General features: G+C 66.8%; 15 protein-coding genes. All 15 read left to right on the forward strand.

Annotated elements, in window-relative coordinates:
• The first annotated feature begins 10 nt into the window (after nt 1-10).
• Genes BLV20_RS12400 through BLV20_RS12470 form a run of 15 tightly spaced genes read left to right on the forward strand, consistent with a single transcriptional unit; the run spans nt 11 to nt 14,775 of the window.
• Complete coding sequence (locus tag BLV20_RS12400; protein WP_092301704.1) at nt 11-745, forward strand: glycosyltransferase family 2 protein; 735 nt, start codon at nt 11-13, stop codon at nt 743-745.
• On the forward strand, nt 742-1,698 hold the full coding sequence (locus BLV20_RS12405) for an LpxL/LpxP family acyltransferase (protein ID WP_092301707.1): 957 nt from the start codon (nt 742-744) through the stop codon (nt 1,696-1,698). The genes BLV20_RS12400 and BLV20_RS12405 overlap by 4 nt, the downstream gene beginning before the upstream one ends.
• Nucleotides 1,679-3,223, forward strand: a complete 1,545-nt coding sequence (hutH, locus tag BLV20_RS12410) for an HAL/PAL/TAL family ammonia-lyase (protein ID WP_092301710.1) — start codon at nt 1,679-1,681, stop codon at nt 3,221-3,223. The genes BLV20_RS12405 and hutH overlap by 20 nt, the downstream gene beginning before the upstream one ends.
• Nucleotides 3,216-3,641, forward strand: coding sequence for an acyl-CoA thioesterase (locus BLV20_RS12415; protein ID WP_092301712.1), 426 nt, complete (start codon nt 3,216-3,218; stop codon nt 3,639-3,641). The genes hutH and BLV20_RS12415 overlap by 8 nt, the downstream gene beginning before the upstream one ends.
• Entirely contained in the window at nt 3,638-4,378 is a 741-nt protein-coding gene (locus tag BLV20_RS12420; RefSeq protein ID WP_256577760.1) for an outer membrane lipoprotein carrier protein LolA, read from the forward strand. The genes BLV20_RS12415 and BLV20_RS12420 overlap by 4 nt, the downstream gene beginning before the upstream one ends.
• Entirely contained in the window at nt 4,362-6,701 is a 2,340-nt protein-coding gene (locus tag BLV20_RS12425) for an MMPL family transporter (RefSeq protein ID WP_092301714.1), read from the forward strand. The genes BLV20_RS12420 and BLV20_RS12425 overlap by 17 nt, the downstream gene beginning before the upstream one ends.
• A complete protein-coding gene (locus BLV20_RS12430; RefSeq protein ID WP_092301716.1) occupies nt 6,698-7,873 on the forward strand; it encodes a cation:proton antiporter in 1,176 nt (391 codons plus the stop codon). Before BLV20_RS12425 ends, BLV20_RS12430 begins: the two co-directional genes overlap by 4 nt.
• Nucleotides 7,860-9,107, forward strand: a complete 1,248-nt coding sequence (locus BLV20_RS12435; RefSeq protein ID WP_092301718.1) for an NAD(P)/FAD-dependent oxidoreductase — start codon at nt 7,860-7,862, stop codon at nt 9,105-9,107. Before BLV20_RS12430 ends, BLV20_RS12435 begins: the two co-directional genes overlap by 14 nt.
• Nucleotides 9,104-9,850 (forward strand): class I SAM-dependent methyltransferase, encoded by a 747-nt coding sequence (locus BLV20_RS12440; protein WP_092301720.1) that lies wholly within the window; start codon nt 9,104-9,106, stop codon nt 9,848-9,850. The genes BLV20_RS12435 and BLV20_RS12440 overlap by 4 nt, the downstream gene beginning before the upstream one ends.
• Complete coding sequence (locus BLV20_RS12445; protein ID WP_092301722.1) at nt 9,847-10,332, forward strand: DUF3261 domain-containing protein; 486 nt, start codon at nt 9,847-9,849, stop codon at nt 10,330-10,332. Before BLV20_RS12440 ends, BLV20_RS12445 begins: the two co-directional genes overlap by 4 nt.
• A complete protein-coding gene (locus BLV20_RS12450) occupies nt 10,329-11,525 on the forward strand; it encodes a beta-ketoacyl-[acyl-carrier-protein] synthase family protein (protein ID WP_092301724.1) in 1,197 nt (398 codons plus the stop codon). Before BLV20_RS12445 ends, BLV20_RS12450 begins: the two co-directional genes overlap by 4 nt.
• Complete coding sequence (locus BLV20_RS12455) at nt 11,522-11,995, forward strand: hotdog family protein (RefSeq protein ID WP_092301727.1); 474 nt, start codon at nt 11,522-11,524, stop codon at nt 11,993-11,995. Before BLV20_RS12450 ends, BLV20_RS12455 begins: the two co-directional genes overlap by 4 nt.
• A complete protein-coding gene (fabG, locus tag BLV20_RS12460; RefSeq protein ID WP_092301730.1) occupies nt 11,992-12,720 on the forward strand; it encodes a 3-oxoacyl-ACP reductase FabG in 729 nt (242 codons plus the stop codon). Before BLV20_RS12455 ends, fabG begins: the two co-directional genes overlap by 4 nt.
• Complete coding sequence (locus BLV20_RS12465) at nt 12,720-13,946, forward strand: beta-ketoacyl-ACP synthase (protein ID WP_092301733.1); 1,227 nt, start codon at nt 12,720-12,722, stop codon at nt 13,944-13,946. The genes fabG and BLV20_RS12465 overlap by 1 nt, the downstream gene beginning before the upstream one ends.
• A 25-nt stretch (nt 13,947-13,971) precedes the next feature.
• Entirely contained in the window at nt 13,972-14,775 is an 804-nt protein-coding gene (locus BLV20_RS12470; RefSeq protein WP_092301736.1) for a hypothetical protein, read from the forward strand.
• Nucleotides 14,776-14,846 lie beyond the last annotated feature (71 nt).

Genomic DNA, 14,846 nt, shown 5'->3' on the forward strand with positions numbered 1-14,846 from the left:
GGCAACCCCCATGCATAACCCCTGCGCCGTGATCCCGGTCTACAACCACGAAACCGCCGTGCCCGCGGTGGTCGAGGCCCTGCTCGCCAGCGGCCTGCCCTGCGTGCTGGTGGACGACGCCAGCAGCCCGGCCTGCGCCGCCGTGCTGGAACGGCTGGCCGAGCGCGAACGGGTGTTCCTGGTCAAGCTCGCGGTCAACCAGGGCAAGGGCGGCGCGGTCATGGCCGGGTTGCGCGAAGCCTCGCGCCTGGGTTTCAGCCACGCCTTGCAAGTGGATGCCGACGGCCAGCATGACCTGCGGGATGTCGAAACCTTCATCGACCACTCGCGAACCCATCCCGAGGCCCTGATCTGCGGTTATCCACAGTACGACGAGAGCGTGCCCAAGGGCCGCCTGTACGCGCGCTACCTGACCCACGTCTGGGTCTGGATCAACAGCCTGTCGTTGCAGATCCCCGATTCCATGTGCGGCTTCCGCGTCTACCCCTTGCCGCCGACCTTGGCCCTGATCGACTCGGTGCGCCTGGGCAAACGCATGGACTTCGACCCGGAGATCCTCGTGCGCCTGGCCTGGCGCAACCAGCCGATGCGCTGGCTGCCGACTAAGGTCCATTACCCCCAGGACGGCCTGTCGCACTTTCGCCTGTTCCATGACAACGCGCTGATTTCCAGCATGCACACCCGGCTGTTCTTCGGCATGTTGCTGCGCGCGCCGCTGATTCTCTGGCGACGGTGGCAAGCATGACGCAGCTCTCCGACAAACAGCCGGGCAAGCAACATTGGGCCGCGCACGAAGAACGCGGCAGCTTCTGGCTGATGAAGCTCACCGCCTTCGGCGTGCGCGTGCTCGGGCGCCGGGTGTTGAGCCCGGTGCTGTACGCGATCGTGTTCTATTTCTTTCTGTTCGGCCGCCGTGCCCGCCACAGCGCCTGGCTGTACCAGCGGCGCCTGGCCGAGTGGAGCGGCAAGGCCGAACTGCGCCCCAACCACTGGCGGGTATTCGGCCAGTTCATGGCCTTCGCCGACGCCCTGCTGGACAAGCTCGACGTGTGGAACGGCAAGCTGCGCCTGGAACAGATCGAGATCGTCGACCCGGCCCGCCTGCGCGATCAGTTTCGCGGCACCCGCGGGCAGATGCTGGTGGGCGCCCACCTGGGCAACCTCGAAGTCTGCCGGGCCCTGGCCGAGCTGGGCGAGAAGGTCACCATGAATGTGCTGGTGCACACCAAGCACGCCGAACGCTTCAACCGCCTGCTGGGCGAGGCCGGGGCCACCAACCTGCGGCTGATCCAGGTCAGCGAGCTGGACCCGGCGATCATGCTGCAACTCAGCCAGCGCCTGGACCGCGGCGAATGGCTGGCGATCGCCGGCGACCGCGTGCCGCTGCATGGCGGACGCAACGTGCAGGTGGACTTCCTCGGCCATCCGGCGCCTTTTCCCCAGGGGCCGTGGCTGCTGGCGGGCCTGCTGAAATGCCCGGTCAACCTGCTGCTTTGCCTGAAAAACCATGGCCGCTACCGGGTCATCCTCGAACCCTTTACCGAGGCCGTGGTGTGGAAGCGCAGCGACCGCGAGCACGTCATCGCCCAGTGGACCGCCCGCTATGCCGAGCGCCTGGGCCAGTACTGTCTCGAAGCGCCCCAACAATGGTTCAACTTTTACCCTTTCTGGAAGACCGATGACGACGCATCCGCTTGAGCCGGTAACCTTCGGCGAACTCCCTTTGCGCATCGAAGACGTGCTGGCCCTGGCCAACCGTCGGGCGCCGGCTCGACTGCAGGGCGACAGTGCCTTCCGCCAGCGCATCGCCAAGGGCGCGCAATTCCTCGATTCGCTGCTGGACAAGGAAGGCGTGATCTACGGCGTGACCACCGGCTACGGCGACTCCTGCGTGGTCGCCGTGCCGCTGCAGCACGTCGAGGCGCTGCCCCGTCATCTGTATACCTTCCACGGCTGCGGCCTGGGCAAGCTGCTGGACCCGCAGGCCACCCGCGCGGTGCTGGCGGCGCGCTTGCAGTCGCTGTGCCACGGCGTGTCCGGGGTGCGCGTGGAACTGCTGGAGCGCCTGCAGGCCTTCCTCGAGCACGACATCCTGCCGCTGATTCCCGAAGAAGGCTCGGTGGGCGCCAGCGGCGACCTGACGCCGTTGTCCTACGTGGCCGCGACCCTGTCCGGCGAGCGCGAGGTGATGTTCCGCGGCGAGCGCCGGACCTCGGCCCAAGTGCATGGCGAGCTGGGCTGGGAGCCGCTGGTGCTGCGCCCCAAGGAAGCCCTGGCGCTGATGAACGGCACCGCGGTGATGACCGGCCTGGCCTGCTTGGCCTTCGCCCGCGCCGATTACCTGCTCAAGCTCGCCACGCGCATCACCGCGCTGAACGTGGTCGCCCTGCAAGGCAATCCGGAGCATTTCGACGAGCGCCTGTTCGCCGCCAAGCCGCACCCGGGGCAGATGCAAGTCGCCGCCTGGCTACGCCAGGACCTGGCCATCGACGCCCCAACCGCGCCGCTGCACCGCCTCCAGGACCGCTACTCGCTGCGCTGCGCGCCCCATGTGCTGGGCGTGCTGGCCGACAGCCTGGGCTGGCTGCGCGGTTTTATCGAGACCGAGCTGAACAGCGCCAACGACAACCCGATCATCGACGCCGAGGCCGAACGCGTGCTGCACGGCGGGCACTTCTACGGCGGCCATATCGCCTTCGCCATGGACAGCCTGAAAAACCTGGTGGCCAACGTCGCCGACCTGCTGGACCGCCAGCTCGCGCTGCTGGTGGACGAGCGCTACAACCATGGCCTGCCGAGCAACCTGTCCGGCGCCCCGGCGGACCGCGCGATGATCAACCACGGCTTCAAGGCCGTGCAGATCGGCACCAGCGCCTGGACCGCCGAAGCGCTGAAAAACACCATGCCGGCCAGCGTGTTCTCGCGTTCCACCGAATGCCACAACCAGGACAAGGTAAGCATGGGCACCATCGCCGCGCGCGATGCGATCCGCGTGCTGGAGCTGACCGAGCAGGTTGCCGCCGCCACTTTGCTGGCCGCCAATCAAGGCGTCTGGCTGCGTGGCCAGGCCGAGGATGCGCGGCCGTTGCCGCCGGCCCTGGCGGCCATGCACCGCGAGCTGGCCGAGGACTTCGCGCCGGTGATCGAAGACCGTGCCCTGGAAGGCGAGCTGCGCCTGTGCCTCCAACGCATCGCCGAGCAACACTGGAGGCTGCATGCGTAGTCAGGGAGTACTGCACGCGGACACCGAGATCCTGGTGCCGTTTTTCGACGTCGACAGCATGCACGTGGTCTGGCACGGGCACTACGTGAAGTACCTGGAAGTGGCCCGCTGCGCCCTGCTCGACAAGCTCGGCCACAACTACCAGCAGATGCGCGATTCCGGCTACGCCTGGCCGGTGATCGACCTGCAGCTGCGCTACGTACGCGGCGCGGTATTCGGCCAGAAGCTCAACGTGCGCGCGAGCCTGGTGGAGTGGGAAAACCGCCTGAAGATCAATTACCTGATCAGCGACCTGGAAACCGGCGAACGCCTGACCCGCGCCAGCTCGGTGCAGGTCGCGGTAGAAATCGCCAGCCGCGAGATGCAACTGGCCTCGCCCAAGGTGTTTGTCGACGCTGTTACGCAGGTTCTGTCATGAGCCCGATCTCGTGCCTTCGTAACCTCTGTAGCCGCTGGCGCAGCCTGCGATCGGCCGCGCAGCAGCCGCAAAACCCGAGCCCACGATGCCAGGCCGATAACGCCGGGCGCCCGCTGCACAATCGATCGCAGCCAGGCGGCAGCGGCTACAGGCTGTTGGGCCTGTTGTTAGCGCTCGGCTTCAGCCCGCTGGCCAACGCCTTCGACCTGCAACAGCTCAGCGACCAGCTGGCCAAGCCCGAGGTGATCCACGGCAGTTTCGTCCAGGAAAAACACCTGCGCGCCCTGCCCCAGCCTCTGACCAGCAAGGGCTGCTTCGTCCTGGCCAAAGGCCACGGCCTGCTGTGGCTGCTGAAGACGCCGCTGCAACAGGACTACCGCATCACCGGCCAAGGCATTGCCCGCCGCGACCCCAGCGGCTGGCAGATGCTGCCGAACAAGAGCGCCGGGGCCGAGCAGAACCGGCTGTTCCTCGCCGTGCTGCAAGGCGACAGCAGCGGCCTGCAACGCGACTTCGAGCTGGCCCTGGCCGGCGACGCCCAGGCCTGGAAACTGACCCTGACCCCACGCTCGCTGCTGCTCAAGCAAGTGTTCAACCAAATCAATATCGACGGCGGCGAACTGGTGCAGCGCATCGAGCTGCTGGAAACCCAGGGCGACAGCACCGTGCTGAAGCTGCACGACAGCATCAGCAGCCAGCCCTTGAGCGAAGCGGAGCAACATGACTTTGCCCAGTGAACGCGCCTGGCCGCGGCTGTTCCTGCTCCTGCTGGTGGCCGTGCTGGCCCTGGCCGGCTGGCAATGGCGCCATGGCGCGCCGCTGACGGCCAACCTCATGGAACTGGTGCCGGGCACCGAGCCCGATGCCCTGGAGCTCAAGGCCGAGCAACGCATGCAGGAGCCGCTGAACCGCGAAATGCTGGTGCTGGTGGGCCACGTCGAGCGCCAGCAGGCGATCGCCATGGCCCAGCGCCTGGGCGAACAATGGCAAGCCAGCGGGCTGTTCGAAACGGTCCAATGGAGCCTGCAGGCCGACCTGCCGGCGCTGCGCGCGCAATTGCTGCAAGGGCGCCTGGCGATGCTTGGCGCCGCCGACCGCCAGCAATTGATCGAGCACCCCGGCGCTTTTATCCAGCAGCGCGTACAGACGCTGTTCGACCCCTTCGGCGGGTTCAGCCTGGTGCCGAGCCAGGACGATTGGCTGGGCCTGACCGGGCGCATCCAGAACAGCCAGCCGCAACGCGGCGCGGTGCAACTGGACATCGGCAGCGGCGCGCTGATCGCCGACGCCGACGGCAAGAGCTGGGTGCTGCTGCGAGCCCGCACCAGCGGCGACGCCTTCGACATGCGGCTGCCGTTGCAGGTGGCCGACCTGCTGGAAAACAGCCGCGAACAGGCTGCCCGGGCCGACGTCCAGCTGCTGGCCGCCAGCGGCCTGCTCTACGCCGCCAGCGGCCAGCAGCAAGCCTCGCGCGAGATCACCTGGGTTGGCGGCGGCGCGACCGTCGGCATCCTCCTGCTGCTGTTGCTGGCCTTCCGTCGCTGGCGGGTTTTGCTGGCCTTCGTGCCGGTGCTGGTGGGCATGCTGTTTGGCGCGGTGGCGTGCGTCGCGTTCTTCGGCCAGATGCACGTAATGACCCTGGTGCTGGGCTCGAGCCTGATCGGCGTCGCCGTCGACTACCCGCTGCACTACCTGTCCAAGAGCTGGAGCCTGCGCCCGTGGCGCAGCTGGCCGGCGCTGCGCCTGACCCTGCCGGGGCTGACCCTGAGCCTGGCCACCAGTTGCATCGGCTACCTGGCATTGGCCTGGACGCCCTTCCCGGCGCTGACCCAGATCGCCGTGTTCTCCGCCGCCGGGTTGCTGGGCGCCTACCTGAGCGCGGTCTGCCTGTTGCCGGCGCTGCTGCGCGGCGTCGAGCTGCAACCGGCGCAATGGCCGCTGCGGGTAGCCGAGTGGCTGCTGAACCTGCGCTCCCAGCTGCTGCAACGCGTGTCCGGCGCCTGGCTGCTGGCGCTGTTGATCGCCTTCTGCGCCGCCGGCCTGTGGCAGCTCGAGAGCAAAAACGACATTCGCCAATGGGTCGGCACGCCGCCGCAACTGCTCGACGAAGCCCAGGCCATCGCGCGGATCACCGGCTACCAGCCCACCAGCCAGTTCTTCCTGGTGCGCGGCGCCGACCAGCCACAGCTGCTCGAACGCCTCGACGCCCTGAGCGAGCGCCTGGACCAACTGGTCAACCTGGAAAAACTCCAGGGCTACCTGTCGCTCAACCAGCTGGTGAGCCTGCCCGGCACACAACAGCGGCTACGCCAGGCCCTGGATGAACTGCCGCGGCACTGGCAGCCGCTGCTGGAGCTCGGCGTGCCGGTCGCGGCGCTGGACGCGGAACTCGCGCAATTGCGCGCGCTGCCCAGCGTAGACATCGACACCGCCTTGCAGGGCCCGCTGGCCGAGCCTTACCGCACCCTGTGGCTGGGGCCCACCGAGCACGGCGTGGCGGCCATGGTCAGCCTGCAGGGGCTGAACAACCCGCAACTACTGCGGATACAGGCGCAGGACTTGCCTGGGGTGCAACTGGTGGACCGTCTGGGCGATTTGAACAAGGTCTTCGCCGCCACCCAGATCAGCGCCGCCGAGCTCAAGCTCGCCTCCTGCGTGTTGATCGTCTTGCTGCTGATCCTGCCGTTCGGCCTTGGCGGCGCCCTGCGCATCGTCGCCCTGCCGCTGCTGGCGGCCCTGTGCAGCCTCGCCAGCCTGGGTTGGCTTGGGCAGCCGCTGACCCTGTTCAGCCTGTTCGGCCTGTTGCTGGTGACCGCCATCAGCGTCGACTACGCCATCCTCATGCGCGAGCAGATCGGCGGCGCCGCGGTGAGCCTGCTGGGCACCTTGCTCGCGGCGCTGACCACCTGGCTGTCGTTCGGCCTGCTGGCAATCTCCAGCACCCCGGCGGTCAGTAACTTCGGCCTGTCGGTGAGCCTGGGCCTGGCCTTCAGCTTCCTCCTCGCGCCCTGGGCCGGCCACCAGGCCCATCGCCATCCCGCTGTGGAGGCCGTGCCGTGATGGTTGCCCTGTTCTGGCTCATGGCGCTGCTGCTGTTCGCGCTCGCTACCCGTATCGGCAGTCGCTTCGGCCTGATCCCGATCGTCAGCCAGTTGCTGCTGGCCACCTTCGGCTTGCCGCTGCTGATGCTGTTCTGGATCGAACCGCACTGGCAGCTCAGTGGCGCCCAACTGGTCTCGCCGGCCTGGCTGAAAAACCTCTACGGCTTGAGTTTCGCCCTGCTTTTGGGGCACATCCTCAGCGACGTGATCGACCTGCGCCTGGACCGCCAGAGCCTGAAGATCGCCCTGCCGAGCTTCGGGGTTCCCTTCGCCTGCGGGCTGGCCACGGCGGTCTGGCTGCTGCCGGCGCAACCCTGGCTGAGCTCCCTGGCGGTCGGCCTGCTGTTCGCCATCACCGCGATCCCCGTGCTGTACCTGTACCTGCGGCATATCGACTACCCGCCACAGGCCACCCGGCGCCTGGTGCAGACCGCGATCCTCATCGACCTCGGCTGCTGGACCCTGTTCGGCGTCGCCCAAGGCAGCCTGCACCTGAGCAGCCTGCTGCTGCCGCTGGCCGGGGCCTGCCTGCCGCTGCTCCTGCGTGGCCTCGGCCTGCGCCAGCCGCTGCTGCACAGCCTGGGCTTCTTCGGCCTGCTGGCGGTGGCCGAGCATTACAAGCTCAACGCGCTGGTTCTCGGCATCGGCTACGTGCTGTGCATGGCCGCCCTCAAGGTGCCGCTGGTGCTGCCGTTAAAGGCAGCCTGGATGGGCCGCTTGCAGAGCGGTATCGCGATCCCGCTGATCCTCACGTTCGGCATCGTGCAGATCAACGTGCACAACGCCCTGGACAGCCTAGGCTGGGTGCAGCTGGGGGCGTTGCTGCTATTGCCGATCGCCAGCAAGTTGCTCGGCAACTGGCTCGGCCTGAGTTGGGCCGGCGCCTCCTTCGAAGGCGCCAGCCGCTGGCGGGAAAGCCTGCTGCTGAACATTCGCGGGCTGAGCGAGATCGTTTTTCTCAACCTGTTGCTGCAACAACAGCTGATCAGCCCGGCGCTGTATTTCGCGCTGATGCTCATGGGCCTGGTCGCGACCCTGATGCCGGCCCTGGCCGGGCTGCACCGAAAACCTTTGGTCCCTTTGAACCTGAACATCGCCGAACCGGCAAGGAGCCCCAGTGCCAACAGTTGAAATGGAACGCCGCCAGATCCTGGTGATTGGCGCTGGCCCATCGGGCGCCATTGCCGCCGCGCTGCTCAAGGGCAAGGGCCACGACGTGCTGATCGTCGAGCGCCAGCATTTCCCGCGGTTTTCGATTGGCGAAAGCCTGCTGTCCCATTGCCTGGATTTCGTCGAGGAAGCCGGCATGCTCGATGCGGTCAACGCCGCGGGCTTCCAGCTCAAGAACGGCGCCGCCTTCGCTTGGGGCGAGCGCTACAGCGCCTTCGACTTCGGCGACACCTTCAGCGGCGGCAAGCCCACCACCTTTCAGGTGCAGCGCGCCGACTTCGACAAGCTGCTGGCCGACCAGGCCGCCCTGCAAGGCGTTGAAGTGCGTTACGGCGAGGCCATCGTCAGCGCCGATTTCAGCCTGGCCAAACCGCAGTTGCAGGTCCTGCGCGAAGACGGCAGCGAATACCGCGTGGAAGCCGATTTCGTCCTCGACGCCAGCGGCTACGGCCGTGTGCTGCCGCGCCTGCTGGACCTGGAGGCGCCCTCGAACTTCCCGGTGCGCCAGGCGGTGTTCACCCACATCGAAGACCGTATCGACAGCCCGGCCTTCGAGCGGGAAAAGATCCTCATCACCACACATCCGAGCAAGCGCGACGTATGGTTCTGGACCATCCCGTTCAGCAACGGCCGTTGCTCGATCGGCGTCGTCGCGGCCAAGGAGCACTTCGACGGCCGGGACGACGACCTGGACCTGTGCCTGCGCGGCTTCATCGATGAAACCCCAAGCCTGGCCAAGCTCCTGCCCAAGGCCGTCTGGGACACCCCGGCGCGGGCCATCGGCGGCTACTCGGCCAACGTCAAGACGCTGCACGGCCCGGGCTTCGCGCTGCTGGGCAACGCCGCGGAGTTCCTCGACCCGGTGTTCTCCTCCGGGGTGACCATCGCCATGCGTTCGGCGAGCATGGCCGCCGCCGTGCTGCATCGGCAATTGCAAGGCGAGCGCGTCGATTGGCAAAACGAGTTCGCCATCCCCCTCAAGCGCGGCGTCGACACCTTCCGCTGCTACGTCGAGGGCTGGTACGCCGGGACCTTCCAGGACGTGATTTTCCACCGCGGCAGCGCGCCGGAAATTCGCCGGATGATCAGCTCGATCCTCGCCGGTTATGCCTGGGACGAGCGCAACCCGTTCGTCAGCGAACCCAAGCGCCGGCTGCGCATGCTCTCGGAAATCTGCGCCGCGGAGGCTCCATGAGCGACGCCCAGCCGCAGTACTTGAGCGCCAGCTACGTCGAGGAAACCCGTTTCGGCTTCTGGTTCCTGCGCAGCCATACCTGGCAGCACCATGTGCTGCGCGTGGCGATCAACGACCTGCGCAGCCTGTTCGACAGCCCGCCGCCGGCCAACCCGGTGCTGCTCGATGCCGGCTGCGGCCAGGGCAAGTCGTTCCAGCACCTGCGCCAGGTGTTCGCCCCGCGACGCCTGATCGGCCTGGACGCCGACCCGCACAGCCTCGGGCTCAGCCGTGAAGAAGCCGCGCGCCAGGGCCTGCAGGTCGAGCTGATCGGCAGCGACTGCGCGACCCTGGACGTCGCCAGCGCCAGTGTCGACTTGCTGTTCTGCCACCAGACCTTTCATCACCTGGTGGAACAGGAAAAGGCCCTCGCCGAGTTCTATCGCGTGCTCAAGCCAGGCGGTTACCTGCTGTTCGCCGAGTCCACCGAGGCCTATATCGACACCTGGGTGATCCGCTGGCTGTTCCGCCACCCGATGCACGTGCAGAAAAGCGCGGCGCAGTACCTGGAAATGATCCGACGACAGGGCTTTGAATTCGCCCCGCGGAACGTGTCATATCCTTACTTGTGGTGGAGCCGCGCCAAGGATTTCGGGCTGCTCGAACGCTTCGGCCTGCGCCGCCCGAAACCCTTTGGCCAGCGGCAAGAAACCCTGGTCAATGTGGTTGCCCGCAAACCTCTACACGAAGGTACCGCTGGATGATCCGTGCCCTGCTCGTCAGCTGCCTGCTGTTGCTGAGCGCCTGCGCCGGCCAGCCGCCGCTGCCCGAGAAAACCCCGAGCCTGGCCCTGCCGTTGCAGCTGCATATCGAGCGCCAGCAGGCCGAGCAGCGCCAGGACTGGCTGCTGGTGATCCAGGCCGAAGGGCCGGGCATCCGCTGGTCGCTGATCGACCCGCTGGGCATTCCCCTGGCGCGCCAGCAATTGATCGAAGGCCGCTGGCAGGCCGACGGCCTGCTACCGCCGAACCCGGAGGCGCGCGAGCTGTTCGCCGCGCTGCTGTTTGCCCTGACTCCCACGGGCGAGCTGCGCGACAACTATCCGTCCGCCCGGCAGCAGGGCGCACAACGCGAGCTCGACCCGCGCTGGCGCATCCGCTACCACCAGGCCCTGGATTTTCGCCTGGAACTGCCCCGGGGCCTGCATTACCACATCAGCCCGCTGACCGCCGAGAACGCCTCATGACGGCCTACCTGAATGCCCTGGGGGTAATCTGCGCCCTCGGGCGTGACAAGCAACACGTGGCCCGCAACCTGTTTGCCGGCGACTGCTCCGGCATGCGCGTCGAAAGCGGCTGGGTGCCGGAGCGCAGCATACCGGTGGCCGCCGTCCAGGGACCGCTGGCGAGCATACCGCCAGGGCTGGCGCAGCACGGCAGCCGCAACAACCAATTGCTGCTGGAAGCCGCCCTGCAGATCCGTGGCGACATCGACCTGGCCATCGCCCGCTATGGCCGCAGCCGCATCGGTATCGTCCTCGGCACCAGCACCTCGGGCATCGACGAAGCCAGCCATGGCATCGCCCACTACATGCGCGAGGGGCACTTCCCGGCCGATTACGACTATCGCCAGCAAGAGCTGGGCGCCCCGGCGAATTTCCTCGCCGACTGGCTCGAGCTCAGCGGCCCGGCCTATGTGATTTCCACCGCCTGCACCTCCAGCGCCCGGGCGCTGATGAGCGCCCGCCGCCTGCTCGACCTGGGCCTGTGCGACGCGGTGCTGTGCGGCGGCGTCGACAGCCTGTGCAAGCTGACCCTCAACGGCTTCTCGGCCCTGGAAGCGGTGTCCGCGCAGCGCTGCAACCCGTTTTCGCTCAACCGCGACGGCATCAACATCGGCGAAGCGGCGGTGCTGTTCCTGATGAGCAAGGAACACCTCGGCGGGCAACCGATCGCCTTGCTCGGCGCCGGCGCCAGCTCCGACGCGCACCATATTTCCGCGCCGGAGCCGAGCGGTCGCGGTGCCCTGCAAGCCATGCAGAAAGCCTTGCACAACGCCGGCCTGCAAGCCGCACAGATCGGTTACCTGAACCTGCACGGCACGGCCACCCAGCACAACGACGCCATGGAAAGCCTGGCGGTGGAGCAATTGTTCCCGGCCGGCGTGCCCTGTTCGTCGACCAAGCCCATGAGCGGCCACACCCTGGGCGCCGCTGGTGCCCTGGAAGCGGCGTTCTGCTGGCTGAGCCTGTCCAGCGACAACGCCACGCACGCCCTGCCGCCCCATGTCTGGGACGCCCTGGCCGACCCGCAATTGCCGTCGCTGCAATGGGCCACCACCGCCACCCGTCTGGAACAGGACGCGCCACGCTGCCTGATGAGCAACTCCTTCGCCTTTGGCGGCAACAACGTCAGCCTGATTCTCGGAGACGCCCCATGATTGACTGGCCGCTCGCCGAACTGCTGCCCCACGCTGGCGACATGATCCTGATCGACCGGGTCCTGGCGTTCGATGAAGAGCAGATCCGCACCTGCCTCACGGTCCGCCCCCAAGGCCTGTTCAACCGCGCCGACGGCAGCCTGCCGGCCTGGGTCGGCATCGAACTGATGGCCCAGAGCGTCGCCGCCTATGCCGGTTGCCACGCACGCCGCAAAGGCCGGCCCGTCGAGCTGGGGTTCCTGCTCGGCACGCGCAAGTTCGAATGCAATGTGGAACACTTCCCGGTCGGCAGCGAGCTGCACATTCACGCCGTGCGCTCCCTGCAGGACGACAACGGCATGGGCGTGTTCGAATGCCACCTGAGTGCCCCCGGCATTCAGGCCAGCGCCCGCCTCAACGTGTTCTGTCCGCCACAGGCCGACAGCTACCTGAACGAATCATCCGCCTTATCAACAGGAGTCCAGCCATGACTGAATCCATCCTGGTCACCGGCTCCAGCCGTGGTATCGGCCGTGCCATCGCCCTGCGCCTGGCCCAGGCCGGCTATGACCTGATCCTGCATTGCCGCAGTGGCCGCGCCGAAGCCGAGGCCGTGCAGGCCGAGGTCGAGGCCCTGGGGCGCCAGGCGCGCATCCTGCAATTCGATGTGACCGACCGCGCCAGCTGCAAGGCCATTCTCGAAGCCGACGTCGAAGCCCATGGCGCCTATTACGGCGTGGTGCTCAACGCCGGCCTGACCCGCGATGGCGCGTTCCCGGCGCTGAGCGAAGACGATTGGGACACCGTGCTGCGCACCAACCTCGACGGTTTCTACAACGTGCTGCACCCGCTGATAATGCCGATGATCCGCCGCCGCGCGGCCGGGCGCATCGTCTGCATCGCCTCGGTGTCCGGGCAGGTCGGCAACCGCGGCCAGGTCAACTACAGCGCCTCCAAGGCCGGCCTGATTGGCGCGGCCAAGGCCCTGGCCATCGAACTGGGCAAACGCAAGATCACCGTCAACTGCGTGGCGCCGGGCTTGATCGACACCGCCATGCTCGACGAGAACGTGCCGGTGGACGAGCTGCTGAAGATGATCCCGGCCCAGCGCATGGGCACCCCGGAAGAAGTCGCCGGCGCGGTGAACTTCCTGATGTCCGCCGAGGCCGGCTACATCACCCGCCAGGTGCTGGCGGTCAACGGAGGCCTGGTCTGATGAAACGCGTGGTCGTCACCGGCATGGCCGGCATCACCTCGCTGGGCAGCGACTGGGCAACCATCGCCGCCAACTTCAGCGCCAACCGCAGCGGCATTCGCCGCATGGACGAGTGGGATCGCTTCAGCGAGCTCAACACGCGCCTGGCCGCCCCCATCGACGACTTCAAGGTGCCGGGCCACTGGACGCGCAAGCAGCTGCGCAGCATGGGCCGGGTGTCGCGGCTCGCCGTGGGTGCCGCCGAGCAAGCCTTGGCCGATGCCGGCCTGCTGGGCGACGAATCGATCAAGGACGGGCGCATGGGCGTGGCCTGTGGCTCGTCCACCGGCAGCACCGACGAGATCAAGGCGTTCGGCAACATGCTGCTGAACTCGGTGGCCGAAGGCCTCAATGCCAACTCCTACGTGCGCATGATGCCGCACACCACCGCGGCCAATATCAGCATCTTCTTCGGCCTCACCGGCCGGCTGATCCCCACCTCCAGCGCCTGCACCAGCGGCAGCCAGGGCATCGGCTACGCCTACGAGGCGATCAAGTTCGGCCGCCTGCCGCTGATGCTTGCCGGCGGCGCCGAAGAGCTGTGCCCGACCGAAGCCATGGTCTTCGACGCGCTCTACGCCACCAGCCTGAAGAACGATGCCCCGCAATCCAGCCCGCGGCCCTACGATTGCGACCGCGACGGCCTGGTGATCGGCGAAGGCGGCGGCATGCTGGTGCTCGAAGAGCTGGAGCACGCGCTGGCTCGTGGCGCGCGCATCCACGCCGAGATCGTCGGCTTTGGCAGCAACGCCGACGGCCAGCACACCACCCGTCCGGAGCAGGTGACCATGCGCCGGGCCATGGAGCTGGCGCTGGAAGACGCCGGCCTGGAGCCCTCGGCCATTGGTTATGTCAACGGCCACGGCACCGCTACAGAACAAGGCGACATTGCCGAAACACTGGCTACCAGCAGCCTGTTCGGCAGCCGGATGCCCATCAGTTCGCAGAAGAGCTTCCTCGGCCACACCCTGGGCGCCTGCGGCGCGCTGGAATCCTGGTTCTGCATCGAGATGCTCAACCGCGACCTCTACGTGCACACCTTCAACCTCGACACGGTGGACCCGCGCTGCGGCGAGCTGGATTACCTGCGCGGCGAATTCCGGCAGATGCACCACGAATATGTGATGAACAACAATTTTGCTTTTGGTGGCGTCAACACCTCGCTGATTTTCCGCCGCTGGCCTTGACCGCACGACATTTGGAGTAAAGGGAATGACTCAGTTTCACCGCATCGCCGCCTTGCTGGCCCTGGTTTTCGTACTCGGCGGCTGCACCAGCAAACCGGTCTACAACGCCAAGGAAGAGTTTTCCCCCAACCTGGGCTTTACCCAAGCGCAAATGAGCCGCGCCATCGTCACCGCGCTCATCGACCGCCAATGGGTCGTGCAGTCGGTGCGCCCGGGCATGATCAAGGCAGCCATCACCGTGCGGGGCCGCCACCATGCCGAAGTCGACATCCCGTTCACCGCGACCTCCTTCGAAATCGACTATCGCAGCAGCTATGGCCTGGATGCCAAGGACGGCAAGATCCACAGAAACTACAACCGCTGGGTTAACCGCCTGCGCGGCAACGTGCTCAAGGAGTTGTCGATCAACCCGGACATCGAATTCGTCAACGATCTGGGCATCGTCAAGCAAGGCGCCGAAGAGCCGACCTACCTGAGCTTTCGCGAAGGCGTCAAACGCGCCACCGAAGCCGGCCTGCTCGACGGCAGCGTGAAGTTCTACCTGGCCGGCGAAACCTTGCCCAAACAAGTGCGCAAGCTCGACACCGTCAGCAGCAGCCGCAAGACCAACGGCTCGAACAAAACCGATGAGGAAGCGTGCTTCTGGGCCCTGCAGTCCGCCCTCGCGACCCTGCAGAACGCCGCGAAGAAAGCCGACGCCAACGCCGTAATCAACATTGCCAGCGTCGACCAGCGGGACCTGTACAAAGACTCCGAAAAATTCCAGTGCCATGCGGGCATGGTGGTGTCGAGCGTGGCACTGCGCGGGGACCTGGCGCACGTTGACTGACTGAACGGCAGGAACGCAAAAGGGCGCCTTCGGGCGCCCTTTTTCACAAACAGGCCGGCTTGTCATCACGC

The organism is Pseudomonas sp. NFIX28 (assembly GCF_900107395.1).
Taxonomy (GTDB): domain Bacteria; phylum Pseudomonadota; class Gammaproteobacteria; order Pseudomonadales; family Pseudomonadaceae; genus Aquipseudomonas.